At 60.8% G+C, this 26,467-nt stretch carries 21 protein-coding genes; 10 read left to right on the top strand and 11 right to left on the bottom strand.

Annotated elements, in window-relative coordinates:
- Positions 1–8 precede the first annotated feature (8 nt).
- The 3 genes from QVP03_RS07625 to QVP03_RS07615 all read left to right on the top strand — a co-directional run bounded on the left by QVP03_RS07625 (position 9) and on the right by QVP03_RS07615 (position 1,897).
- On the top strand, positions 9–176 hold the full coding sequence (locus QVP03_RS07625; protein WP_018694847.1) for a DUF362 domain-containing protein: 168 nt from the start codon (positions 9–11) through the stop codon (positions 174–176).
- A 67-nt stretch (positions 177–243) separates the two neighbouring features.
- Entirely contained in the window at positions 244–1,122 is an 879-nt protein-coding gene (bla, locus tag QVP03_RS07620; RefSeq protein WP_217733937.1) for a class A beta-lactamase, read from the top strand.
- 193 nt (positions 1,123–1,315) lie between these two features.
- The gene (locus tag QVP03_RS07615; protein ID WP_022332910.1) at positions 1,316–1,897 is read left to right on the top strand and encodes a sugar O-acetyltransferase; all 582 of its coding nucleotides are present in this window, start codon (positions 1,316–1,318) and stop codon (positions 1,895–1,897) included.
- A gap of 387 nt (positions 1,898–2,284) precedes the next feature.
- Here QVP03_RS07615 and QVP03_RS07610 read toward each other — a convergent pair whose 3' ends face one another.
- The 5 genes from QVP03_RS07610 to cysS form a co-directional block, all read right to left on the bottom strand.
- A complete protein-coding gene (locus QVP03_RS07610; RefSeq protein WP_022332909.1) occupies positions 2,285–3,502 on the bottom strand; it encodes an exo-beta-N-acetylmuramidase NamZ family protein in 1,218 nt (405 codons plus the stop codon).
- A gap of 243 nt (positions 3,503–3,745) precedes the next feature.
- Positions 3,746–4,858, bottom strand: coding sequence for a peptide chain release factor 2 (gene prfB / locus QVP03_RS07605; protein ID WP_022332908.1), 1,113 nt, complete (start codon positions 4,856–4,858; stop codon positions 3,746–3,748).
- 19 nt (positions 4,859–4,877) lie between these two features.
- Positions 4,878–5,522: a cytidylate kinase-like family protein gene (locus tag QVP03_RS07600; RefSeq protein WP_022332907.1), complete on the bottom strand. Its 645-nt coding sequence runs from the start codon at positions 5,520–5,522 to the stop codon at positions 4,878–4,880.
- A gap of 8 nt (positions 5,523–5,530) precedes the next feature.
- Entirely contained in the window at positions 5,531–6,934 is a 1,404-nt protein-coding gene (locus QVP03_RS07595; protein WP_022332906.1) for an MATE family efflux transporter, read from the bottom strand.
- A gap of 220 nt (positions 6,935–7,154) precedes the next feature.
- Positions 7,155–8,630 (bottom strand): cysteine--tRNA ligase, encoded by a 1,476-nt coding sequence (gene cysS / locus QVP03_RS07590; protein WP_022332905.1) that lies wholly within the window; start codon positions 8,628–8,630, stop codon positions 7,155–7,157.
- Between the two features lie 182 nt (positions 8,631–8,812).
- Between cysS and QVP03_RS07585 the strand changes: the two genes are divergently transcribed.
- The 3 genes from QVP03_RS07585 (at position 8,813) to QVP03_RS07575 (ending at position 14,558) form a co-directional block, all read left to right on the top strand.
- Positions 8,813–10,420, top strand: coding sequence for a DEAD/DEAH box helicase (locus QVP03_RS07585; protein WP_117507020.1), 1,608 nt, complete (start codon positions 8,813–8,815; stop codon positions 10,418–10,420).
- 311 nt (positions 10,421–10,731) lie between these two features.
- Entirely contained in the window at positions 10,732–13,965 is a 3,234-nt protein-coding gene (locus tag QVP03_RS07580) for a glycosyltransferase family 117 protein (RefSeq protein WP_022332903.1), read from the top strand.
- 350 nt (positions 13,966–14,315) lie between these two features.
- Positions 14,316–14,558 (top strand): helix-turn-helix domain-containing protein, encoded by a 243-nt coding sequence (locus QVP03_RS07575; protein ID WP_055203540.1) that lies wholly within the window; start codon positions 14,316–14,318, stop codon positions 14,556–14,558.
- Between the two features lie 30 nt (positions 14,559–14,588).
- Here the strand turns inward: QVP03_RS07575 and QVP03_RS07570 are convergent, their stop codons facing one another.
- Positions 14,589–16,268, bottom strand: coding sequence for an AMP-binding protein (locus tag QVP03_RS07570; protein ID WP_022332901.1), 1,680 nt, complete (start codon positions 16,266–16,268; stop codon positions 14,589–14,591).
- 99 nt (positions 16,269–16,367) lie between these two features.
- Between QVP03_RS07570 and queG the strand changes: the two genes are divergently transcribed.
- Complete coding sequence (queG, locus tag QVP03_RS07565) at positions 16,368–17,276, top strand: tRNA epoxyqueuosine(34) reductase QueG (RefSeq protein ID WP_022332900.1); 909 nt, start codon at positions 16,368–16,370, stop codon at positions 17,274–17,276.
- Positions 17,277–17,359: 83 nt separating this feature from the next.
- On the opposite strand, the gene QVP03_RS07560 is transcribed toward queG, so the two are convergent.
- The 4 genes from QVP03_RS07560 to QVP03_RS07545 all read right to left on the bottom strand — a co-directional run bounded on the left by QVP03_RS07560 (position 17,360) and on the right by QVP03_RS07545 (position 21,224).
- Entirely contained in the window at positions 17,360–19,501 is a 2,142-nt protein-coding gene (locus QVP03_RS07560; protein ID WP_022332899.1) for a fimbrillin family protein, read from the bottom strand.
- The gene (locus QVP03_RS07555) at positions 19,494–19,616 is read right to left on the bottom strand and encodes a hypothetical protein (RefSeq protein WP_022332898.1); all 123 of its coding nucleotides are present in this window, start codon (positions 19,614–19,616) and stop codon (positions 19,494–19,496) included. The genes QVP03_RS07560 and QVP03_RS07555 overlap by 8 nt, the downstream gene beginning before the upstream one ends.
- 93 nt (positions 19,617–19,709) lie before the next feature.
- The gene (locus tag QVP03_RS07550) at positions 19,710–20,669 is read right to left on the bottom strand and encodes a tetratricopeptide repeat protein (RefSeq protein WP_022332897.1); all 960 of its coding nucleotides are present in this window, start codon (positions 20,667–20,669) and stop codon (positions 19,710–19,712) included.
- Between the two features lie 105 nt (positions 20,670–20,774).
- Positions 20,775–21,224 carry a nucleoside deaminase gene (locus QVP03_RS07545; protein WP_018694832.1) on the bottom strand — a complete coding sequence of 150 codons (450 nt, stop codon included), beginning with the start codon at positions 21,222–21,224 and terminating at the stop codon, positions 20,775–20,777.
- A 189-nt stretch (positions 21,225–21,413) separates the two neighbouring features.
- On the opposite strand from QVP03_RS07545, the gene aspS reads away from it, so the two are divergent.
- The 3 genes from aspS to QVP03_RS07530 all read left to right on the top strand — a co-directional run bounded on the left by aspS (position 21,414) and on the right by QVP03_RS07530 (position 25,143).
- Positions 21,414–23,168, top strand: a complete 1,755-nt coding sequence (gene aspS / locus QVP03_RS07540; RefSeq protein WP_018694831.1) for an aspartate--tRNA ligase — start codon at positions 21,414–21,416, stop codon at positions 23,166–23,168.
- A gap of 130 nt (positions 23,169–23,298) precedes the next feature.
- Entirely contained in the window at positions 23,299–24,573 is a 1,275-nt protein-coding gene (locus QVP03_RS07535) for a replication-associated recombination protein A (RefSeq protein WP_022332896.1), read from the top strand.
- 75 nt (positions 24,574–24,648) lie between these two features.
- Positions 24,649–25,143, top strand: a complete 495-nt coding sequence (locus tag QVP03_RS07530; protein WP_022332895.1) for a metallophosphoesterase family protein — start codon at positions 24,649–24,651, stop codon at positions 25,141–25,143.
- 126 nt (positions 25,144–25,269) lie between these two features.
- Here QVP03_RS07530 and QVP03_RS07525 read toward each other — a convergent pair.
- Positions 25,270–26,467: glycosylhydrolase-like jelly roll fold domain-containing protein (locus tag QVP03_RS07525; RefSeq protein WP_369677401.1), on the bottom strand; the 1,198-nt coding region annotated here is incomplete at its 5' end.

The following is a 26,467-nucleotide window of genomic DNA, read 5'->3' as shown; positions in this document are numbered from 1 at the left end:
CAACAAAAATGGCTTACAAAATCACTGATTCCTGCGTTGCCTGCGGCACCTGCATCGGCGAGTGCCCGACCGAAGCGATCTCGGCCGGCGATATCTATGTCATCGATCCCGATAAGTGCATCGACTGCGGTACCTGCGCCGGCGTTTGCCCGAGCGAGGCTATCATCGAAGGATAAGCAACACGGAAAAATCCGAAAAAAAGCACACCCCGAAAAGGTGTGCTTTTTTATCCTCTGCCAGCTTATGAAAAAACTCCTGCTCCTATGCCTGTCGGTTCTCGCAGCGTCTTGCGATACGGCGACACGACAATTCGAATCCCGGCTGGATGAAATCGTGTCGGAGCACAAAGCCTTCGTCGGGGTCGCCGTCCGCACGCCCGGCGGGGAAACAATTGCGCGCAACGACACCCTGTTACCGATGATGAGCGTTTTTAAATTTCCCGTGGCACTGGCCGTGCTCGACCGCATGCAGCGCGAAGGCATACCGCTCACGCAGCCGATCAGCATCACGCCCGACCTGCTCCTACCCGGCACATACAGCCCGATGCGCGATTCGCTGCCCGCAGGCGGCGGCACGCTGACGCTCGGGCAGTTGCTCCGCTACATGGTGTCGGAGAGCGACAACATCGCCTGCGACATTCTGCTGCGGGAAGCAGGCGGCCCCGAAGCCGTAGAGGCCTACGTCCGTTCGCTGGGGATCGGCGGCATCCGCATCGCCGCCAGCGAGGAGGAGATGCACCACGGCATCGGGAACCAGCGGGTCAACAAGGCACGCCCTTCGTCCGTCTGTACACTGTTCGACCTGTTCCTGCAGGGCAGGCTGCTCAAAGGGGAGTACAACGCTCTCCTGCAACGGTTGTTGTGCGGAACGACCACGGGCGCAAACAAACTGAAGGCCGGGCTGCCAGCCGAAATCGTGATCGGACACAAGACCGGCTCATCCGACCGCACGGCCGAAGGCATCCGCATCGCGGACAACGATGCCGGCTATGTGCTCCTGCCCGACGGACGCCGCTACTGCATCGCGGTATTCGTCACCGAATCGGAAGAAAACGACGCCGCAAATGCTGCCATCGCCGCTGCGGTCTCCAGGGCGGCATACGAATATTTCAGCTCGGAATGAGCGGATTATACAACGCGACATAGCAGGAATCCCCGGCCCGGATTTTCGCTTCCGCCCGCTGTTGCCCACCGCCTGTGGCCGCATTGGCAAGCCTGCCCTCCCCTTCCCGGAGGAGAGTTAGCCACGCGGCACGGCAAACCCGGGAAATGCGTCCGACAGGGCATAGAAATAAACAACTACGAAAAATAAAATTATGGACGACCTTGAAAAGATGAAAACCGGCATGTGGCTCTACGCCCGCAAGCCGCAGATCAGGAAGGCACTGCAACGCTGCGAAGAACTGGTCTTCCGGTTCAACAGCCTGCCCTCGAGCCGCGAGGAGGAACGCAATGCGATCATCCGGCAGTTGTTCGGCCGCACGGGCGGCACATTCTGCATCCACAGCCCGTTCCACTGCGATTTCGGGTCGCAGATTTCAATCGGGGAGGACTTTACGGGGAATTTCAACCTCACGATCCTCGACGAAGCACCCGTGACCATCGGCAACCACGTATTCATCGGCCCCAACGTGGGCATCTACACCGTGACGCACGCCCTGCTGCCCGACCAGCGCAACGCGGGCGTCATGCGTTCGCTTCCGGTCACCATCGGCGACAACGTCTGGATCGGCGGCAACTGCGTGGTCATGCAGGGCGTGACGATAGGCGACGGTACGGTTATCGGCGCCGGCAGCGTCGTAACGCGCGACATCCCGGCCGGGGTCATCGCCTTCGGCAACCCGTGCCGGGTCATCCGGCCCGTCACTGAGGACGACCGGATCACGGAGGTCATTTAACGAAAAAGCGTCCCTTTTGGGACGCTTTTATTCGGCCGACCCGACACCCCTGAAAAACTCCTCGCGGGAAATTCCGTAATAATCACAAAGACCGGAAAGCATAGAAACCGAAATATTTTGTCTGCCGGTTTCCGCCCTCGCCACATGGATGTCCGTGTTGCAAGGCAGGCGGCGTGCTCGGGCATGGGAAATTTTTCCGGACAGGCGTTGCAAGACCTACGGGGGAAAGAGTACCCGCACCCTTTCCCCCGTAAAGGGGAGGGCTGGCGGCGATCCGGCGGGGCGGCTGCAACGAAGCAGGCGTCACTATTTCCACGCCAAATCAAGCACCGGCCATCCCGCTTTCATCTGACAACCGCCCCGGAATCATCCGGGGCGGTTGTCAGATTATTCGTAAAGCAGGTAACGCCCGCGCAGCTTCCGGAAGCGCCGCACGTCGTCCGCCCAGCGGGCACGGATTTCGGCCTCCGAAGCTCCGGCAAGGATCATTTCACGGACATACCCCACGCCGATGAGCTTTTCGAACATCGGCGTAAAAAACTTATCGCCCAGTCCCAGGTTGCGGCAGGCTTCGATCACATATTTCAGGGTCAGGCCCTCCGCCCGGGCTTCGCCGAGCGGCATCCGGCTCAAATCGACGCCGTGGCAGAGCCTGCCTTCGAGCGGCGGATGTTTGGCTCCCGCAGTCGGACGGGGCGTAAACGAAAACAGGCAGCCGGTCATGTCGGGATGTCCGTAAACCTCGAACGGTTTATCCGTACCGCGCCCGAGGCTCACGACCGTACCTTCGAAGAGGCACACCGAGGGATAGAGGTAGACGGCCCGTTGCGTCGGCAGGTTGGGCGACGGGGCGACGGGCAACTCGTACGGAGTGTCGTGCGTATAATTGCGGCAACGCACGACTTGCAGGTCGCAGCTTGCGGCCCAGTCTTCGCCGACGGCCATCCGGGCGATTTCGCCCATCGTCAGGCCATGCAGCACGGGGATCGGCAACGCCCCTACGCCCGATTTGTATTTCATGTCCAGCACGGGGCCGTCGACGTGGTGCCCGTTGGGGTTGGGACGGTCGAGCACGATGACGCTGCGGCCGGATTCGGCACAGGCGTCCATCATGCGGAGCATCGTGATATAGTAGGTATAGAACCGCAGACCAACGTCCTGCATGTCGACCACCAGTACGTCGAACGACCGCATGGCTTCGTCCGAAGGGCGCTTCGTATTCCCGTCGTAGAGCGAGCGGATCGGGATCCCGGTCGCAGCATCCACCGAACTTGCGACATGCTCGCCCGCGTCGGCCGTACCGCGAAACCCGTGCTCGGGGGAGAAAATGCCGGTCACGTCGAAGCCCCGACCGTGCAGCAGGTCGACCAGGTGTATCGTCCCGTCGGACGCCGCCCCCGGCAGCCGAACCGCAGTGTCCGCCGCAGCTCCCGGCGCACCGGCGCAGAACCGCGCGACGGCCGTATGGTTGGCCAGCACCGCCACGCGCCGCCCTTCCAGCTGCGGGAAATAAGCCGTCGTGTCGGTCATACCGACCAATACCTGCGCCGTGGCCGCAGCGCAAAGGAAGATAACGGACAACAGGGAGATGACAAATTTCTTCATACGGCAAAGATAACAATTTATAACGCCCGGGCTTCCTGCCCGCCGGATATCGCCCCCCCGGCAGGGAATCCTCCGGCAGCCTGCCCTGCCTCCGCCCGGCAGCGGGTGCGGCGGGACACAAGGGCCGGCGGCACGGCAGAAGTGGACTGGGCAATAAGAACCGGGCACCCGATACAATACGGATCGTCCGACGGGAAATACCGGCCGTACGCGAACCGGTTGTCGGAACCGACCGCGGAGGAGCTACGCCTCGGCGCCGTATTCCATCAGGTAGGCCTTGATGAAGGCATCCAGGTCGCCGTCCATCACCGCCTCGACAGCCGAAGTCTGCACGCCCGTGCGATGGTCTTTCACACGCCGGTCGTCGAAGACATAGGAGCGGATCTGCGATCCCCACTCGATCTTCTTCTTCGAAGCCTCGAGCGCCTGCTGCGTGGCCATGCGTTTATCCAGTTCCCGCTGGTAGAGCTTCGAACGGAGGATGCGCATGGCATTCTCGCGGTTCATCAGCTGCGAACGGGTTTCCATATTCTCGATCAGGAACTCCACCGGCTCGCCCGTATCGGCGTCCTTGCCGTGGTAGCGCAGGCGCACGGCTGTCTCGACCTTGTTGACATTCTGCCCCCCGGCGCCGCTCGAACGGAACGTATCCCACTCGATGTCCGACGGGTTGACCGTAACCTCGATCGTATCGTCCACGGCAGGCGACACGAACACCGAGGCGAAAGTCGTCTGGCGTTTGTTATTGGCATTGAAAGGCGAAAGGCGCACCATGCGGTGCACGCCGTTTTCGCTCTTGAGGTACCCGTAGGCATACTCGCCCTCGAACTCCAGCGTACAGGATTTCACGCCCACCTCGTCGCCGGCCTGGTAGTCGAGCACCTTGACCTTGTAACCGTGCGCCTCGCCCCAGCGGGTGTACATGCGCAGGAGCATCGACGCCCAATCGAGCGCCTCGGTGCCCCCGGCCCCGGCGTTGATGTCCATGATCGCCCCAAGCTTGTCCTCTTCGCGGCGCAGCATGTTGCGCATTTCGAGCGTTTCGATGCGCTCGAGCGTCTGTGCGTAATGGTCGTCCAACTCCACCTCGCTCATGACCCCTTCCTTCACGAAATCGGGCATCAGCCCCAGGTCTTCGACATCCTTGGCCACGGCATCGTAGTCGTCGACCCATGCCTTGATGGCGGCGACCTTGCGCAACTGCTCGCGCGCCTTGTCGGGGGTGTCCCAGAAATCGGGTTCCTGGGTCTTTTCCTCCTCGTTGCGCAGGTCGATGCGTTTCTGGTCGATACCCAGGCATCGTTCCAAAGCCTCGCGGCGCTGCTCCAACTCCTTTATCTGATCTGCAAGTATCATAAGTTTACCGTATTGACAATTAAATCGCCCCGGGCTTCACACCCAGTTTGCGCTCCACGAACTCCAGCACGAAATCCACCGTGCCGTCGATCCCCAGCACGGACGAATCGACGCAGAGGTGGTAGGTCGAAGCCATGCCCCACGTACCGCTGCTGTAATAGTTGTAGTACGCCGCGCGCCGCGCATCCTCCCGATCCATCCGGGCCTCGGCCTCCCCGGGCGTAATGCCGCACTGGCGGCAGAGCCGCTCGCAACGGTCGGCACGGTCGGCCGCGACAAAGACATTCACCGCCCGCGGATGGTCGCGCAGGATGTAGTCGGCACAGCGGCCGACGAAAACACATGACTCGCGCGCGGCGATGTCGCGGATCACGTCGCTCTGGATCTTGAACAGGGCGTCGTTGCTGAGCACGTTGCTCCCGGCATATTCGCTTCCCACGAACGGCGAGCGCAGGTAAGCGACGAGCGTCGAAAAGAGGTTGCGCGACTCCTTTTCGTCGACCCGTTCGAACACTTCGGGACACAGGCCGCTCTGCTCGGCAGCCAGGTTGATGAGCTGCTTGTCGTAGACCCCGATCCCGAGCCTGCGTGCCACGGCCTCGCCGACGGCTTTGCCGCCGCTGCCCAGCTGGCGCCCGATGTTGATGACGAATTTATCTTCCATAATCGGCATTATTGGAGGTTCGTTGAACGGGCCGCATCCATCTGCGCCCGGAATTTTCGCAACTGGTATACCAGCATGAAGAAGGCTACGACCGACGCCATCAGGTCGGACAGCGGCATCGCGCACCATACGCCCCAACTGCCGTCCCAACGGGTATGGACGTCGAAGATATGGGGCAGGAAAATCAGTCCCGGCATCAGGAACAGCAGCTGGCGCGAAAGCGACAGGAAGATCGCCTTGCCGGCCATGCCGATGCTCATGAAGAAATTGGTCGCCACCATCTGGAACCCGATGATCGGGAAACAGACGAAGACGATGCGCATTCCCTCGACCGCCAGCCGGATCAGTTCGGGATCGTTCGTGAAGGCCGACACCGCCAGCCGGGGCGCCAGTTCGCCCATCAGGAACCCGGCGCCCGTGACGCACGTGGCACCGATGATCGTCAGCCGCAGCACGCGCAGCACACGGTCGTACTGCCGCGCACCGAAGTTATAACCCGCAATGGGCTGCATCCCCTGGTTGATACCCATGACGATCATCACGAAGAAGAATGCCAGGCGGTTGACGATGCCGTAGGCCCCGATCATCAGGTCGCCGCCATATTGCTTGAGCCCCTTGTTTATCAGGATGACGATGAAACACGCCGCCAGGTTCATCAGGAACGGCGACATGCCGATGGCCAGGATGTCGCGCACGATCTTCCGGCGCAGGCGGTAGATGCCGCGCCGGAAATGGAGCAGTTCGCTCTTGTCCGAAAGAATGTGGAACTGCCAGATGAGCGCGATAATCTGCGCCAGCACCGTGGCGATGGCCGCGCCGCGGATACCCCACCCGAAGCCGTAGATGAACAGCGGGTCGAGCGCCGCGTTGATGACCACCGTATAGATGGTAGCGTACATCGACTTGCGCGGATGCCCCGAAGCCCGCAGCACGGAGTTCAGGCCCAGATACATGTGCGTGATGACGTTCCCCATGAGGATGATTGACATGTAGTCGCGGGCATAACCGATCGTCGCCTCGCTCGCCCCGAAGAAGTAGAGGATCGGATCGAGCAGCAGCAGCGTTGTGAAACCGAATGCCAGGCCGATGATGAGGTTCAGCACCACGACGTTGCCCAGGATGTTCTGCGCCGTTTGGTAGTCTCGCTGCCCGAGGCGCATGGACACCAGCGTCGCAGCACCCACACCCACCAGCGAACCGAAAGCCGCGGCGAGGTTCATCAGCGGGAAGGTCAGCGCAAGGCCCGAAATGGCCAATGGCCCTACCCCGTGGCCGATGAAGATACTGTCGACCATGTTGTAGAGCGAAGAAGCCGTCATGGCGATGATCGCCGGCACGGCATATTGCATGAGCAGCTTGCGGATACGCTCCGTTCCGAGCTCCGTCGCCGCCCCTTTTATCGTTGCAGACATATCATATATTATCAACTCTGTCCGGGCGAAAGCCGGACGAACTACCCAACTATTCCTTGATTACGGCACACAGGCACCTCCGGAACGGGAGCGGGGACACGCCCGGCATACTGCACAAGGCCATCCCGCCACAGCGGCACACCCGCAGGGGCGCCCGCCCCGACCGTCCGCGCACGGCGGCGACAGTTCCGCCCGGGATCCGGATCTTCCCTTTTTCCGCTTATTCCAGTTCCCAGTCGCTGCCGTCCTTGCGGTCTTTGACACGGATACCGGCTGCGGCCAGCCCGTCGCGGATGCGGTCGGAAGCCGCCCAGTCCTTTGCGGCACGGGCTTTCAGACGCTCGTCGAGCAGCATCTCGACCAGCGGGGTCACATAATCGCGCCCCGAAGCCGCACCTGCGGCCTTCTCGTCGCGCAGGCCGAGGATATCGAACGTGTAACGGTAAACCGTGGCTTTCAGCTCTTCGAGGTCGGCGGCCGTGATGCTTTGCTGCCCGTCGACCAGCTGGTTGATGATGCGCACCCAGTCGAACAGCGCCGAAATGGCCATCGGCGAGTTCAGGTCATCGTCCATCGCCGCGCGGCAGCGGTTTTCCAGCTCGGAAGGATCGATAGTCGACGTTTCGGCGGGTTTGACCTTCCCGAGCGATTCGACGCCCTTCATCAGACGGTCGAGCCCCTTCTCGGCGGCCTGCAGGGCCTCGTTCGAGAAATCGAGCGTCGAACGGTACTGCGCCTGCAACACGAAGAAGCGGATGGTCATCGGCGAATAGGCCTGCGCCAGCAATTTATGGCTGCCCGTGAAGAGCTCCTCGAGGGTGATGAAGTTGCCCAGCGACTTGCCCATCTTCTGGCCGTTGATCGTGATCATGTTGTTGTGCACCCAGTAACGTGCCGAATCGTGCCCCAGCGCGGCGGTCGACTGCGCGATCTCGCACTCGTGGTGCGGGAACATCAGATCCATGCCGCCTCCGTGGATGTCGAAGCGTTCGCCCAGGTAACGGGTACTCATCGCCGAGCACTCCATATGCCAGCCGGGGAACCCCTCTCCCCACGGCGAAGGCCAGCGCATGATATGCTCGGGCGATGCCTTCTTCCACAGCGCGAAGTCATAGGAGTGGCGCTTGTCGCCCTGCCCGTCCAGCTCGCGCGTGTTGGCGATGATGTCGTCGAGGTTACGACCCGAAAGCCTGCCGTAATTATATTTGGCGTTGTATTTCTCCACGTCGAAATAGACCGAGCCGTTCGACTCGTAGGCAAAGCCGTCGGCGAGGATCTTCTTGACGAACTCGATCTGCTCGATGATATGCCCCGAGGCATAGGGTTCGATCGACGGGGTCTCGACGTTGAGCGCATCCATCGCACGGTGGTAACGCTCCGTATAGTAGTGCGCCACCTCCATCGGCTCCAGCTGCTCGAGGCGCGCCTTCTTGGCGATCTTGTCCTCCCCCTCGTCGGCGTCGTGCTCCAGGTGCCCCACATCCGTTATGTTACGCACGTAACGCACCTTGTAGCCGCAGGACTTCAGGTAGCGGAACATCAAGTCGAACGTCACCGCCGGCCGGGCGTGCCCCAGGTGCGGGTCGCCGTAGACCGTGGGGCCGCAGACATACATGCCCACGCGGCCGGGAGTCAGCGGTTCGAACACCTCCTTGCGGCGAGTGAGCGTATTGTAAAGTACGAGTTTCGATTCCATAAATTGCGAAAAATTATTGTGCAAAAATAAGAAATTTAATCGAGATGCACCAGAATCGCGGAATTAATCGTACCTTTGTGCCAATAATAGTGCGCGTTGGTCTGACGCTTCCCGTTTTTCCCTCCGTATATTATCAACACCGAATTATCCGGCGCACGACGCCGGGACAAAACCGATATGCAATGACATTCCAGGAACTGAACCTGATAGAACCACTCAAGCGTGCCGTGGCCGAAAAAGGCTACACGACCCCCACTCCGATCCAGCAACAAGCCATCCCGCCCGCACTCGAAGGCCGCGACCTGATGGGCTGCGCCCAGACCGGGACGGGCAAGACGGCGGCCTTCACGCTGCCGATCCTCCAATTGCTCGCGGCCGAGCCGCGCACCAAAGGGCGGCGCACGATCAAGGCGCTGGTGCTCACGCCGACGCGCGAACTGGCCGCCCAGATCGACGAATGCTGCCGCGACTATGCCCGCTACACGGACATCCGCCACTGCGTGATCTTCGGCGGCGTCAACCAGCGGCCGCAGGTCGATGCGCTGCAACGCGGCATCGACCTGCTGGTAGCCACGCCGGGACGCCTGCTCGACCTGATCGGCCAGGGTTACGTCTCGCTCGCCGACATCCGCTTCTTCGTCCTCGACGAAGCCGACCGGATGCTCGACATGGGTTTCATCCACGACATCCGGCGAATCCTCCCGCTGCTGCCCCGCGAGCGGCAAACGCTCTTCTTCTCGGCGACGATGCCCGACGACATCGTAAAACTGGCCAATACAATGCTCCGCAATCCGGCCCACGTCACCGTGACGCCCCCGGCCTCGGTGGTCGAGACCATCCGCCAGAGCGTCCTGTTCGCCGAAAAGGCCGAAAAACGGACGCTGCTGGCCTCCCTGCTGCGCGAACGCCCCGAGAGCTCGGTGCTGGTATTTTCGCGCACCAAGCACGGCGCCGACCGCATCGCCCGTATCCTCACCAAAGCGGGCATCGAAGGACGCGCCATCCACGGAGACAAGTCGCAGGGCGCCCGCGAACGGGCCATGAACGACTTTCGCTCGGGGGCCTGCCGGGTGCTGATCGCCACCGACATCGCCGCGCGGGGAATCGACATCAGCGAACTGCCGCTGGTAATCAACTACGACCTGCCGGAAGTGCCCGAGACCTATGTCCACCGCATCGGCCGCACGGGACGCGCCGGGCGCGACGGACAGGCCATCGCCTTCTGCTCGGAGGAGGAACGCCCGCTGCTGAAAGACATCCTCAAACTGACCGGACTGGAACTCGACCCGGATTCCGGGGAACTGGCTCCCGCACAAAACAGCCGGAAAAAGCCAGCCGGGAAAAAACCGGATACAGCACAAACCGGAGGGCAGAAGCAAGCGGAGGAAAAGCGAGCCGCACAAAAACAGCCCGCACAAAGTCAGGCCGGACAGAGGCCGGGCAGGCGCAAGCCGCAGGGACAGGCTCCCGGCGATCCGAAACCGCAAGGGCAACGAACCGGCGGCAAGCAGACCCCGGACGGGCAACAGCCGCAGGACAAGGACGCCGCGGCACGCCCGGCACGCCGCCGCAACCGTAACCGGGGCAGGCAAAAACCGGACAGGCAAAACGCAGCGGCCGCAAACACGGAACGGAGACAGGATGACCGAAAATCCGGAAGTCAGAAATCCGCCCGGGACAAACGGGAAGCGGTAAGCCCCGAGGCACCCCGAAAAGCACAGGCGCCGGAGAAGAAAAAATCCGGCATGGGCAGCTGGCTGTCCGGCATCCTCAGGCCGGGCCGCAAATAACCACCGGGCAGCGTGCCCGCCAGCCACACCACCATCTGGAAATGCCGGAGCGTCGCTCCGGCATTTCACATTTTTGCACATCGCGGCCCACCACCTTGTCCTGGCCAGCCATTCGAAAACGGCCACGCCACAAACCCGCACCGGCGCCAGCAGACACCACGGCAACCGGACGACGGGAAACCGGGGAATCCCGTCCGACTCCGAAAAGCCTTAAAAATAGCAACTTTCCGCCTTCGGCAGGTAATATTGATTGGATTTCGCCGTTAAATGATTACTTTTGCAGGACATAAAGCGAAACATACCGAAAAAATATGACATCCTTCAAACGCTGGAACAACATCGTCGGCTGGGCGGTTTTTGCCATCGCCGCACTGGTATACCTGATGACGATGGAACCGGTTTCGAGCCTCTGGGACTGCTCGGAATTCATTGCAACCTCCTATAAACTCGAAGTCGGGCACCCTCCCGGCGCCCCGCTGTTCATGATGCTGGCGCGCCTGGCGACGCTCTTCGCCGCCGGCAACCCGGACTTTGTGGGCATGGCGGTGAACGGCATGAACTCCATCGCCAGCGCATTCTGCATCCTGTTCCTGTTCTGGACGATCACCCACCTGGCGCGGCGCCTCGTGACCCGCGACGGCAGCCAGCTCACCCGAGCCAACGTGTGGGCCATCCTGGGTGCAGGCATCGTGGGTGCCCTGGCCTACACCTTCACCGATACGTTCTGGTTCTCGGCCATCGAGGGTGAGGTCTACGCCCTCTCGTCGATGTTCACGGCGCTGGTCGTATGGCTGATGCTCAAATGGGAGGAGGAGGCCGACCAGCCCCACTCGTCGCGCTGGATCGTACTGATCGCCTACATGATGGGACTGTCGATCGGCGTGCACATCCTCAACCTGCTGACCATCCCGGCGCTGGTGTTCATCTACTACTTCCGCAAGACGGAGAAGGTGACTTTCAAGGGCATCGTCTACGCCACGCTGATCGCGGGCGCCATCCTGATCTTCGTCAACAACATCATCATCCCCTACACGGTCTACGTCGGGGCGATGATCGACCTTTTCTTCGTCAACACGCTGAGGCTGCCCGTCAACTCGGGCATGGTGCTCTTCGCACTGGCGCTGATCGGCGGCATGGGCTGGGCTTCGTGGTACACACACCGCAAAGGCAAGGTCGTGTGGAACATCATCCTGCTCTCGACGACCATGATCCTCATCGGGTTCTCGTCCTACGCTTCGGTGACGATCCGTGCCGCCGCCAACCCGCCGATGAACAGCAACAACCCCAACAACCCCCACGCACTGATGTCGGTGCTCAACCGCGACCAGTACGGCGACCGTCCGCTGCTGTTCGGCGCTTACTACTCGGCCCCGCCCGAAGGGTACAAGGAAAAGCATTTCTACTACCTCGACGAGGACGGCAAGTACAAGCCCGCATCGGTCATCACGGGATATACCCACGCCCCGGAATTCATCCACTTCTTCCCCCGCATGTGGGATGCGCGCAAAGGAGAGAAGGAGTACAAGCAATGGGCCGCCTACCGCACCAAAACCGAGATCATGCGCGACGAAAAGGGCGAAATCGTCCGCGACTCGCAGGGACGCCCCATGCAGGGCGAAGTGCTCGACTTCGGCACCAAGAAGGTATACGACGACGGGTACGAACCGCGCACGATCGTCGAGCCGACGTTCCTCGAGAACCTCAACTATTTCTTCAACTACCAGCTCTCGTACATGTACTGGCGCTATTTCCTGTGGAATTTCGTAGGGCGCCAGAGCGACATACAGCCCACCCGCGTGACGATCACCGACGGCAACTGGCTGTCGGGCATCAAGTGGATCGACGAGAAATACCTCGGGCCGCAGGACGGCCTGCCGCGCGAGATCGCCGACAACAAAGGCCGCAACACCTACTATTTCCTGCCGTTCCTGCTGGGGCTGATCGGACTGATCTACCAGCTCAACCGCGACCAGCGGAATTTCTCGATCGTCATGTGGCTCTTCATTATGACGGGTATCGCACTGGTTTTCTATTTCAACACTTCGCCGGGCGAACCGCGCGAGCGCGACTACGTCTACGCGGGGTCGTTCTACGCATTCTGCATATGGATCGGGTTCGGCGTACTGGCCATCCGCGACCTGGTCGCATGGCTCACCAGGCGCAACAACGTCACGGCCGCCGTGGCGGCGACAGTGGTCTGCATGGGCGTGCCGACGATCCTCGCGGCGCAGAACTGGGACGACCACGACCGTTCGCACCGCTACATGGCGCGCGATATCGGCTGGAACTACCTGATGTCGACGCTGCCCAACTCGATCATCCTCAACTACGGCGACAACGACACGTTCCCGCTCTGGAACAACCAGGAGATCTACGGCGTACGCCCCGACGTGCGTATCATGAACACCTCCTACCTGGGCGGCGAATGGTACATCGACGAGATGAAAACCAAGGCCAACGACGCCCCGGGCGTACCCTTCTCGCTGCCCAAGAGCAAGTATACCTTCACCAACGACTGGGTGCCGGTGGACAACCGCTTCGACCGCGCGGTGGACATCAAGGACGTGATCGAATTCGTGCGCAGCGAAGACCCGCGCAGCAAGATCAAGCTCTCGGACGGGACGATGACCGACTACATCCCGACCAAACGCATCGCACTACCAGTGAACAAGGAGAACGCCATCGCCTCGGGCATCGTCGCCGAAAAAGACCGCGCCCAGATGGTCGACACGGTCTACATCAACCTGCGGAAGAACTCGATCGACAAGACGCAGCTCATGATCCTCGACATGCTGGCCAACTTCGACTGGAAGCGCCCGCTCTACATGACGCAGGTCTACATATTGCAGGATTTCGGACTGATGGATTACCTCCAGTTCGACGGCTACGCCTACCGTTTCGTGCCGATCCTCACTCCCGTGCAAAACCCCTGGGAAATCGGGCGCATCGACGCGGATTACGCGGCGCCGCTGCTCAAGGAGACATTCCGCTACGGGAATCTGGCCGACCCGAGGGTATATGCCGATTACTTCATCCAATACAACCTGAGCGCCTCGCACGCCCGCGATGCCTTTGCCCGCGTGGCAAAGGAACTACTGCGGCAGGATCGCGCGCAGGAAGCCGTCGAACTGCTCGACATGGGGCTTGAGAAGCTGCCCCCGTCGCAGATACGCTTTACGGACTCCAACACCTATCCGTTCCTCGAAGCGTACTACGCCGCTTCGGCGATGGGCGTGGAGGATGCGGCCGACAAGGGCGACGCACTGCTGCGCGAATACGCCAGGACGCTGATCGAGTACATCGAATATTACCTGCGTTTCGACGGCGTGCAGGGCGACATGGTGTCGCCTATCATCGACGAGAAACTCGACCAGCTGGGCGACGTCTACTACCTGGCTGTATATGCCGGTCGCAAGGAAATCATCGGCGAGATCAACGCCTATTACCGTTCGCTCGGGGTCGAAGAGGAGAACCTCGTGGATGTGGGCGACAAGCCCCACCAGGTCGATACGACCCTTATCCCGCGCAAAGACACCGCGCAATAGCAACTACCACGGACAAAAGGCGAAAGCCCCTCCTTTGCGGAGGGGCTTTTCCCATATTACGGATCGGGGCTTCCGGGCGGAAACAGTGCAGCTGCAACAACCAAAACCGCCTCATCCCGTCCCCGGGCACCCGCCGTAAAAAGACAGGGAACCCCCGCCTCGGTGGGTTCCCTGCGGTCAAAACGGTATCGGCAGCAACGGGTACACATTTTCAGTGACGCCTCATCCCGCACAGTGAGTTGCCAAGCCGTTTTGGCGCGTTTCCTGTATGATGACAAAGATAGGCAAATTCCCCGATAATGATGTATAAATCATTATCAAATATTGGGGAGGTTTGTTTCTTTGTTAACATGAAACAACCTTGGCGGGACATAACATTACTGAAGGCGATCGCAGGTCGGCTCAGGGAACTGCGTGCAGAAAAAGGTGTTTCCCAGGAAACCGTCTACGAGGACACGGGCATCCATATCGGCAAGATCGAGACCGAGAAATACAATATCACGGTGAGCACCCTCGCCCGCCTCTGCCGCTATTACGGCATATCGCTCGGCGCATTCTTCGACCAGGTAGAAGACAGGTCTGACGCAGAATGACAAGACGCCCCTCCGCGGAGGGGCGTCTTGTCATTTGGTTTCGGGTTTTCCGGCAGGCTGTTCCCGCTGCGGTTTGTCGTTGTCTTTGCTCCTGTTGTACAGGAACCGTTTGATCTTGTGCGTCGGAGTCTTTGCGAAATCGTCCTTTTCCTCGACCACCTCCGAAATCCGCGAGAAGCGGTTGACCTTGGCATTCACGAAATCCATGATCTCCTTCTTGAGCTGCTCGGTCTTGGCCTCCCAGGCCTCCTTCTTCGTCTCCCACTCCTCGCGCCAGTTGTCGACCATGGCCTCGATCTCATCTCGGTTGAAATGCACCAATGCCACGAGGCGCCCCTCCTGTTCGGTGACGATCGAATCGGCGATATATACGTGCGAATTGAGTACGGTTTCGATATCCTCGGGATAAATGTTCTCGCCGCCGGGGCCTACGATCATATTCTTCAGGCGCCCCTTGATATAAAGCCAGCCGTCCTTGTCGAACTCGCCCAGATCGCCCGTGCGGAACCAGCCGTCATCGGTAAAGACCTCTTTCGTCGCCTCGGGGTTCTTGAAATACCCGAGCATGACGCTGGGCGTCAGCGCCACGACCTCGCCCTGCCGGGTGTCGGGGTTGATATGCTCCAGGCGCAACTGCACGCCCGGCGCCTGGGGCCCGGTCGAGCCGAGGCGCACCTGCGAAGGTGCGGCGCCCGCAAGCAGCGGCGCGGTCTCGGTGAGCCCGTAGCCGATGGCATAAGGCACTTTCGCCTCCAGCAAGAACTTTTCGGCACCGCCGTCGAGTTTGGCGCCCCCGATGCCGAGGAACCGCAGCCGCCCGCCGAAGAGCTTGAGCAGTTTCTTGCCCGCGACGCGATGGAGGTAACGGCGCAAGAATCCCACCTTATAGAGCGTCCGCCAGAAACCGTTGGAATTGAATTTGGCCAGCACCTGGTGGCGGTAGATCTTCTCGATGATGAGCGGCACGATCAGCATGACCGAGGGACGCACGGCCCGCAGCGCCGGCATCAGTGCCGAGGCCGTGGGCGGACGGTCGAGGTAAACGACCCTGGCACCCATCGAGAAGGGATAGATCATACCGATGGAACATTCGTAGGTGTGCGAGAGCGGCAGCACCGAGAGGAATACGTCGTCGGGCAGTACGGGAAAGATGCCCGACGAAATCCCGACCTGGGCGCAGAGTGCCGCGTGGGTCAGCATCACCCCCTTGGGCTTCGAGGTCGTACCCGAGGTATAGATGATCACGGCCAGGTCATCGGGCTTCGGCACGGCCATGGTGCCCTCCCCCCTGACCCGCTGAGCAATGACGCCCAGGTTCTTGGTGCGCACCACGACGTTCAGCCGTTCGATGGTCTGTTTCGAGAGTTTGGTAAAGAGCCTGTCGGAAACGAGCAGGGCCTTGGCTTCGGAATGCGCGATGATCATGTCGAGTTCCTCACCCGAAAAATCGGGCAGGATCGGCACGGCGACCATGCCGGCCGAAGTAACGGCGAAATAGCAGACTCCCCAATTGGGCATGTTGCTGCTGAGCAAGGCAACCTTGTCCCCGGCACGGAGCCCCGCACCGGTAAGTATCTCCTGCACTTTTTCGATACGCCGGCCCACCTCGGCATAGGTCACGTCGTCGCCTTCGAACATCGAAAATGCGACTTTCGACGCGAACTTCTCCACGCTGTTGCGGACCAGTTCGTAAAGTGTATTGATGGTCATAATACGTTTCGTTTTAACTACGTTTCAATAACGCGAAAGTTTGGGGCGAAATTACTAATTTCCGGTTAAAAATCACTATTTTTGAACCAAAATAATAAAATGCTCGACCATCAGTACATCAAAAAACTTGCCGCCGATGCGGGGTTCGACCTTTGCGGCCTGGCTCCGTGCCGGCACCTGGTCGAGAACGAGTCGATGCTGCGGGCATGGCTCGGCAAGGGCTACCAGTCGTCGCTGGCCTACATGGAGCGCAATGTCGAGAAGCGCGCCGACCCGCGCAAACTGGTTGAGGGCGCACGTACGGCCGTGGTCTGCGCCGTGAGTTACAAAAACCGCGCAGGCGAGGGCTACCCTCCCGGACACCGCACGAAAGTAGCTTCCTATGCCTGTGCGGCCGACTACCACACGACGATCAAGGGAATGCTCGGCCGGATGCTCGATGCACTTTGCGCCTCCCGCCCCGATCTGTCGGGGCGGGCGTTCGTCGACACGGCCCCGCTGCTCGAAAAACAACTGGCCGTCGAAGCCGGGCTGGGCTGGATAGGCCGTCAGTCGCTGCTGGTGACACCCCGTTTCGGCACCTATGTCCTGCTGGGCGAACTGCTGCTCACGGACGATGCCGACGCCTACGACCCGCCTTTCGAAGGGTCGCGCTGCGGACGCTGCCACAATTGCATCGAAAGCTGCCCGACGGGCGCTATCGTCGCCCCGAAGGTAATCGACACGGGACGCTGTATCTCCTGCCACACGATCGAGAAAGAGCCCACCGAAGGAATCGGCCTCGACGGCTGGATCTTCGGCTGCGACCGCTGCCAGAGTTGTTGCCCCCACAACCAGAAAGCCCCGATGCACACCAACCCGGCCTTCGACCCCGTGTTCGACCCGCTGGCGATGGACGCCGAGGCATGGCTGGCGATGGACGAAACGGAATTCGAAGCCCGCATGGGCACGACACCGCTGACCCGCAGCGGACTGGCACGCATCCGAAGCAACATCGGCAGAGAATAACCCCGCCCCGGCAACATCGCTGGGAGCAGCACCGTCCCGGAGCAAAGCGACTCGGAAGCAATCCTCATCCCGGGGAGGATGGATCACTCCTTCATGCACCGCACGGGCAACCCGAACCCGCGCGGGTCGGAGTAGCGCTGGTAGATACTGGCGCCCGTAAGGCCGAACACCCATGCCCCGAATGTATCCGAGGGCGCCGGGGCGCTTGACCAGTAATATCCCGACGGCGTAAACGAGAAGGTACCGTATTCGTCGTAACGGTAACCCACACCGGGGTAATAGGTCGTATTCGTACCGTCGTAGACGAAATTCCACCCCTGGACGAAAGAGCCCGTAGTGTTCACGTCGCCGCTGGCCACCGTCGCAGTATTGCCTGTCTTGGTAAATGCACTGAAAACATAGGGGTGGGGCATCTTCCATCCCGGCGGACAGGGATCGAAGAGTGTTTTGGTCGTAGTCTGCCCCACGGTATAGCCCGTAGGGTTACCCCAGAGTTCATTGTTGCGGTAATCCGGCCCGTTGCCCTTGCCCCCTCCGTAATACCAGTCATAGGACGTCCCGGCCACGGTCGCGATAAAGAGGTCGGGATGCGCCGTGGCGTACCACGTATTGCCTACGTAGCCCACATACTGGCCGGGGGCACCCGTCGTTTGCACCGGACGCCATCCGTCGATGTAATTATGCGGTACGCTCTGCGCATCGAACACCACCAGCCCCCACGGGAAGGGGTCTTTGCGTCCCCACTGGTAGAGCGGCGCCCGGAACGACCGGGCGTAAGCGCCGTCCTCCTTGAAGATCGCCCCGAGGTTTCGATCCATCATGACGGCCGTTCCGGCTCCGTAAGCCTGTTCATAGGCCGGGTACATCGTATACGTTTCCGCCTGTGCGAGCAGCTCGTCATTGGTCTTGTCGGTAATCCAGATATGCCAGCTCCAGAGCGCCTCCGTAGCTGCGGCATCGGCGAAAAGCCCGATCACGGCATTTCCCCCGAGCGAAACGGGACGCCCCGAGAGGGAAAATCCGATTCTGCCGCCGGCATAGGAGATGCTTCCCGGTTCGATCAGATAGGGGTTGCTCTGCCACAGCAGGCGGGCCTCACCGCCAGAAAGCGAGGCCGAGAGCGTACGTCCCTCGAACTTCTGTACGGCCTGCAGCAAACCGTCGGTAATCACGCCGTTGCCGGCGACCGTCGCATCGAACGAATAGGCCTGCGAGGAAAGCGTGGCAATGTAGCAGTTGGCCGTCTTACCATCCGCCGTCAGGTCTATGACGGGTTGGCGCGCGGTTCCCGCGGCAATATCCTGTGTGATGACTTTCATCTGCCCGGAGCCGATGACCAGTCCCGGCCGCGAATAGGTCGCCGTATAACCGTCGGTCGTATTCACCACGACATAAACCCGGCCGTCGCCGCGCGAATAGTCGGCGGGATTCACCGTAAAATAAGTTTTTACGGGCGACGTCCCGAGTACGGGCGGCTCCGTAAAGGTCAGCCCGCACAGGTTGAGCTGCACGGACGGATAGGTATACGTCGCCGTATTGTTGCCCGCCGGCGCCGTCAGGTCGAACGAGAACCCGCCCGTCATATTGGCCATATCGGTCAGGGCACCGTTCGAGGCGACCGAAGCGGCGTCCGTATTGAAAAGCATTACCGAAGCGATGTTTTTTCCGGCCATTTCTCCCGATCCCGTCAGGTCTGCCTCGATGATGGCAAAAGCGTGCCTGAAAAGCAGGGCACCGAAATCCCCCGTGGCACTGGTCAAGGCATCGGCGACCAGGAAGTCGTAATCCCCCAGGTGCGACGAATCGCCCGTTGCCGCCTGCACCTGCTGCGACGCCAGCGTGAAACCCACGCCGGTCGCATCCGCGGACGTCTGTTCCGAATAGGGATAATAGGCATAGAGCGTGTACTCCGACGCCCCTTCCGCAAGGGTAATGTCTCCGCTGAAAAAACCTCCGGAAGCCGCTTCCTTCCCTTCGAAGGCCAAGGGGACATTCTCCGCAGTAAACGTGTCGCCGCTCTTGACATAGACGCCGATACGGTCGCCCGGCGACCAAAGCACATTATACCCGTCCGGCGCCAGTTCGGTGCGCGTCGACGGGACGCAAGCAGCGATCCGCACGTTGCGCGTCACCGTCCGCGACGGCAGTACATCCTGCAGGCCGTCGTCGGCGCAACCGCTCAGCAGCACGCAATAGGCCGCCACAATCCACGTAAACCTATTCATCCCAGTCCTCCCGGTCGAAACCTTCGACCTTTCCCTCTACCGAAGCCGCGAAACCCAGCCCGACACTGACGTCGAGCACCTCGGTTTCGGGTCGCATATACGATTCTCGTCCCATAATAAAAAGCTGATTTGCGCAGGACAACGCATATTCCGTACCAAAAAGAAGCGGGCCCCTTCCGGAGCCCGCTTACGATCGGCACTTACCCTCTTACTTGGAAAGTTCGGCCAGGGCAGCCTTGGCATTCTCGGCAGCCGGGCCGTCGGTCACCTGCTTGAAGGCGGCGATAGCCTGCGGCTTCATCTCCTTGGCATTGTAAGCGGCGCCCAGCAGGTAGTACATCAGGCTCTTGTCGGCCGGATCGGTCTGTACATCGGCAGCAGCCTGTCCCAATTCGATGACCTTGGCATAGTCCTTCTTGTTGGCATAAGCCTGCAGGCGGACATTTTGCGCCAGTGCGCTCTGGGGATTCTTGGCCAGCAGGTCATCGGCCATCTTGATGATCCCGTCGAAATCGTTGGCAACCTGCATCTTGGCAACCATATTGTTAGTATAGAGCGCCATATCCTCCTTGGCCTTGGCGGCATCTTCGGCATATTTGGGGTGCGTCTTGGCAGCAACGGCCTCGTAGATTTCCATACCCTTTTCGTACTGCGACATATCGCCGCTGCTCATGGCCATTTCGCAATAGCTCATCGCCAGGTTGAGCGCCATGCCCGTGTTGTCGGGGTCGGCGGCATAGCCCTTGGCGAAGATTTCCGACGCGGTGACATAGTCCTTATTGTTGAAAGCGTCGCCGCCCTGTATCTGGTAAATCTTGGCAACCCAGCCGTTCGACTTGGCCATCTGGTTCATGTCGCCGTAAAGTTCGGCCAGCTCGGCCGATTTCTCGAAGTTCTTCAGCGCCTCGTCGTAATTCTTGGTCTTCAACGCACCGCCGCCCAGCATGAAATAGCATTTGGGCAGCGTCGATTTTGCCGTAGCCACCATCGAAGCGGCACTCTCGTTGTCCATGCCCTGGTCGATGACCTGTTCGAACTTGGTAGCTGCTTCGGTGAAATTCTTTGCTCCGAAAGCGGCCGCCGCCTCATTGTAAATTGCCGTAACATCCTGCGCCGAGAGCGATACGGCCCCGAACAGCGCAATTACCGATACTAATAATTTTTTCATTCTCCTATTCGTTTTTTAAGTTTTTCAGTTCATACATCCCGGTTTGCGGGTACGTTGGATGCAAAAGTATATTTTTTTTCCTTTTTTTCAAAATCTAAATGCGGCCTAATCGCGTAACCCGGCGAAAAAAGAGGTCATCAATGCCTCGCATTCCCCGCCGAGGATGCCGCGCACGACCGTCGTTTTCGGATGGAAGACCGCCTCGGAATAACGCCTGTAACCCTTCTTGGGATCGTCGGCACCCCACACCACACGCCCTACCTGTGCCCAGCCGATGGCTCCGGCGCACATGATACACGGCTCGACGGTGACATATAACGTACACCCTTGCAGGTATTTGCCGCCGAGGGTCGACGCCGCGGCCGTGAGGGCCTGCATCTCGGCATGGGCCGTAGGATCGGAGAGCGTTTCGACAAGGTTGTGGCCACGGCCCACCACCGCACCGTCGGCTACAACTACCGCACCGATCGGCACCTCTTGTTCATTTAACGCTTTGCGGGCCTCGTTTAGTGCGAGGCGCATGAATTTTTCGTCGGTTTTCCGCTGTTCTTCCATTTCGGGTATTTTCCGCAAAAATAGACAAACTTTTACAAACGGCCTCGTCCGGCGGCGGATTATCCCGCGCAGGAGCCGCCGCGGCACGCCACGCGCCAAATAAAAATCCCGGCCCGCGTTCCGTATTTCGCTTCTTTTATTTAACTTTGCGGGTTGCAAGGACAAAACAAACAAAAAATACAAACCCCTATGTACAGAACCCATACGTGCGGCTGCCTGAGAGCCGAAAACGTAAACCAGACCGTCACCCTCGCCGGATGGGTGCAGAAAGTGAGGAACCTCGGCGCCATGACCTTCATCGACCTGCGCGACCGCTACGGCATTACTCAGGTCGTCATCGAGGAGCACTCGCCCGCCGAAGCCCGCCAAACGGCATGCTGCGTGGGCCGCGAATGGGTCATCCAGGTGGTCGGCAAGGTCATCGAGCGGCAATCGAAAAATCCCAGGATGGCAACCGGCGACATCGAGGTCGCCGCCCAGAAGGTGACCATACTCCACGAAGCCGAAGTTCCCCCGTTCACGATCGAAGAGGTTTCGGACGGCGGCGACGACCTGCGCATGAAATACCGCTACCTCGACCTGCGCCGCCCGCCGTTGCAGCGCAACATGATCCTGCGGCACAAGATGGCGCAGGAAATCCGCCGCTTCCTCGACGCGGAAGGCTTCCTCGAGATCGAAACCCCCTATCTGGTCAACTCGACGCCCGAAGGCGCCCGCGACTTCGTCGTCCCCAGCCGCATGAACCCCAACCAGTTCTATGCCCTGCCCCAGTCGCCGCAGACCCTCAAACAGCTGCTGATGGTCGCCGGCTACGACAAGTATTTCCAGATCGTGCGCTGCTTCCGCGACGAAGACCTGCGCGCCGACCGCCAGCCCGAGTTCACACAGATCGACTGCGAGATGTCGTTCGTCGAGCAGGAAGACGTGCTGGAAATTTTCGAGCGCTGGGCCAAGCACATGTTCAGGGAGGTAATGGGCATCGAACTGGCTGAGCCGCTGCGCCGTATGCCGTGGATCGAGGCGATGGAGAAATACGGTTCGGACAAACCCGACCTGCGCTTCGGCATGGAGTTCGCCGACCTCACCGACCTTGCGAAAGGCCACGGCTTCCAGGTCTTCGACGACGCAGAATACGTCACGGGATTCGCCGCCACGGGCTGCGCCGCCTACACGCGCAAGCAGATCGACGCCCTCACGGAGTTCGTCAAGCGCCAGCAGATCGGCGCCAAGGGGCTGATCTGGATCCGCGTCGAACAGGAGGGCGTAAAATCGTCGGTCGACAAGTTCTACACGCCCGACGAGATCCGGGAGATGGCCGGCCGCTGCGGCGCCAAGGCCGGGGACATGGTCTTCATCCTCTGCGGCAAGAAGTTCAAAACGCTGACACAGCTCTGCGCCCTGCGTCTGGAAGTGGCCCAGCAGTTGGGACTGCGCGACCCGAAGAAGTTCGCGCCGCTCTGGATCGTGGACTTCCCGCTCTTCGAGTGGGATGACGAAACGCAGCGCTACTACGCCATGCACCACCCGTTCACCTCGCCCAAGCCGGAGGACGTACAGTATATCGACAGCGACCCCGGCCGCGTACGTGCCAATGCCTACGACTTCGTGTGCAACGGCACCGAAATCGGCGGCGGTTCGATCCGTATCCACGACTCGAAGCTGCAGGCCAAGATGTTCGAAGTGCTGGGCTTCACGGCCGAACAGGCACAGCTGCGCTTCGGGTTCCTGATGGACGCCTTCAAATACGGCGCGCCGCCTCACGGGGGCCTTGCGTTCGGCTTCGACCGCCTGTGCTCGCTCTTCGGCGGCTCGGACTCAATCCGCGATTACATCGCCTTCCCGAAGAACAATGCGGGCCGCGATGTGATGCTCGACGCCCCGGGCTGCATCGACCAGGCGCAGCTCGACGAGCTCTGCCTCTCGCTGGTAAAGCCGGAAGAGTAACGCCCGGCCGGGTTCCGTGCGATACAGGGTGCCGCCTGACGGCGGCACCTTTTTTTGCCTGCATCCACGGCACCGCATTTGCCTGTTCCGGGAAAAATACCTATTTTTGGATCATAAAACAACACGGATCATGTCAGCTCCCTTAGCCGAAAGACTGCGCCCCCGCACGATAGACGAATATATCGGGCAGGAGCACCTCGTGGGTAAGAACGGCGTGTTCCGCAAGTTCTTCGAAACGGGCAACGTGCCGTCGTTCATACTCTGGGGCCCGCCGGGCGTGGGTAAAACCACGCTGGCGAAGATCGTCGCCACGCAGCTCGACCGTCCGTTCTTCACGCTCTCGGCCGTCACGTCGGGCGTCAAGGACGTGCGCGAAGTGATCGAGTCGGCCCGCAAACAGCGCTTTTTCGACGCCAAGCCGCCCTTCCTGTTCATCGACGAAATCCACCGTTTCAACAAAAGCCAGCAGGATTCGCTGCTGGGAGCCGTCGAGCAGGGCGTCGTGACACTCATAGGCGCCACGACCGAAAACCCTTCGTTCGAGGTGATCTCGCCGCTCCTGAGCCGTTGCCAGGTCTACATCCTCAAATCGCTGGAGGACAAAGACCTGCAAACGCTGCTCGACCGGGCGCTGACGACCGACACGGAACTGAAAGCACGCCAGATCGAAGTGAAGCAGACGGGTGCGTTGTTCAAATTCTCGGGCGGCGACGCCCGCAAGCTGCTCAATATCCTCGACATACTGGCCGGGGCGACGGAGGGCAAACTGACGATCACCGACCAGTACGTCACCGACTGCCTGCAACAGAACATCGCCCTCTACGACAAGAACGGCGAGCAGCACTACGACGTCATCTCGGCCTTCATCAAATCGGTGCGGGGCAGCGACCCCAATGCCGCGATCTACTATCTGGCGCGCATGCTGGCCGGGGGCGAGGAGCCACGCTTCCTCGCACGGCGGCTGGTGATCCTCGCCTCGGAGGACATCGGGCTGGCGAACCCCAACGCACTGCTGCTGGCCAACGCCTGTTTCGACACGGTACACAAGATCGGCATGCCCGAAGCGCGGATCACGCTGGCAGAAACGACGATCTACCTGGCCACCAGCCCCAAGAGCAACTCGGCCTATATGGCCATCAACAAGGCGATGTCGCTGGTCGAGCACGACACCACGAACCGCCCCGTGCCGCTGCACCTGCGCAACGCCCCGACCAAGCTGATGGACAAGGCAGGCTACGGCAAAGGGTATAAATATGCACACGACTACGCGGGCAATTTCGCCGAGCAGGAGTTCCTGCCCGAAAGCCTCGCAGGGACGAAATTCTACGAACCCAACACCGGGAATGCCACCGAGGCGAAGATCGCCCAGCGCATGCAGGAGTTGTGGAAGGACAAGTATAAATAGTACATCGAAGATTTCCGGCGGCACGCGCGGCATACGCACGATTCCCGGCCCGGCAATCCGCATCAAGACTATAAAATGAAACGCATCGGCATCATATCCGACACCCACGGGACATTCGACGACACGCTGCGCGAATTCCTCAAGGACGTGGACGAAATCTGGCATGCGGGCGACATCGGCTCGCTCGAACTGGCCGACACGATCGCGTCGTTCAAACCCCTGCGCGCCGTCTCGGGCAACATCGACGGAGGGCTCACACGCCGCGTCTACCCTGATTTCCTCGCATTCGAATGCGAGGGCGTGCGGGTGCTGATGACCCATATCGGCGGCTACCCGCGCCATTACGACCCGCGCGCAGCGGCAAAGATACAGGCGCTGCATCCCAAACTCTTCATCGCCGGGCATTCGCATATCCTCAAGGTGGTCTACGATCCGGTTTACGACCTGCTGCATGTCAACCCGGGCGCAGCCGGCGAATACGGTTTCCACAAAGTCCGCACGGCCGTGCGGCTGGTGATCGACGGCGCCGACATGCGCGACATGGAGGTCGGGGAGTGGCCGCGGAAATAATCCGCCCCGAAGACGTACCGAAGACGCCCGCCCGAAAATACGCCGGAGAATCCACGCCGGGGCTTCATCCGATTAAGGCGGGCGCCGCAAAATTGCGGCGCCTGCCTTAACACTCCCGGCCGCAGATTATTCGGCGATCTCGATCCGCACCGGGCCGAGTATTCCGGCCTTCGTATCGCCGCGGTAGACCGTCGGCGAAGAGAGGAAGATATTGGCCGTCGTATTGCAAACCCGGATTTCGATCCGGTTGGCACCTTCCTGCAACAGTCCGGTCACATCGAAACGCCAGGGCGACGTCAGCCTCAAACCGGCCTCACGACCGTTGACCAGCACCCGTGCCGTCGAGACGACCTCGCCCAGGTCGAGTGTCACACGACCCGCGGGTTTCTTCGTCAGCGTAAAGTCCCGGCCGTACCACGCCGCACCGGAATAAGTACGCAAGGCATCATTACGGCACCAATCGCCGGCCGTATAGCGTCCCGCCCCGCAAACCAGCTTCACAGGGCCGTCTATCGCCGCACCGCCGGCATACCCGCGCTCTTCGGTAAGCGTCAGCGACACCTCCGCCGGAAGTTCGGCACGCCGGGGCAACACGGCACTGTAGGTTACGGCGCCGTCGCTGCGGCGTGCGACCTCGGCGACCCGGCATTTCCGGCCGTCGGCACGCACTTCGGGTTTCCGGCCGAAAGCCGTGAATTCCAGCGCCTCCAGCCCGGGCGCCGCCGTAAAGGTGAACCGCGCCCGCGTATCCGCCGTCTTCCGGCTGTCGAACGGCAGCAGCGCCCGGTCGCCGCGGAACTTCATCCGCAACGGGGCCTCGGCCAGCGTCTCGGGCGCGATGTCCGCCGCACCGTCGCGCAGGGCGAACCGCGCCGTGCCGAACGAATCGTAATGCAGCACGATCTCGTTGATGCCCTGCTTCAGGGCGACCTGCGGCGCAGGCTCCCGCCGTTCCCCGCCGACATAGAACCCCACGGGCTGCATCCCGCCCCATTCGGCGTCGTACAACCCGTCGCGCGGGGCATCCACGCAGGTGTAAAGGTAATAATCCTTCATTCCGGATGCCTCGGCCTTGCGAACCATGCCGTTGAAAGCCCGTTCGGTCGCACCCAGGCGGATGAAATCGTCGTACATCTCCGCCTTCAGGCCGTGCCAGCCCTGATGCCCGAAGTCGCCCTCGACGCCCCAGCGCCATGAGAACGCATAGGGCTGCCAGTCGTACCGCACGCCGGCTGCCTCCACGCCCGACGCCGTGCCGGGCAGGTTGTCCAGCACCGTCCGTTCATCCACCGAGGCGGGTACCGCTCCCAGAAGCATCACGCTC

It is taken from the genome of Alistipes sp. CAG:29, from assembly GCF_000435435.1.
Taxonomy (GTDB): Bacteria; Bacteroidota; Bacteroidia; order Bacteroidales; family Rikenellaceae; genus Alistipes; species Alistipes onderdonkii.
This window is presented reverse-complemented; position numbering and strand designations above follow the sequence as displayed.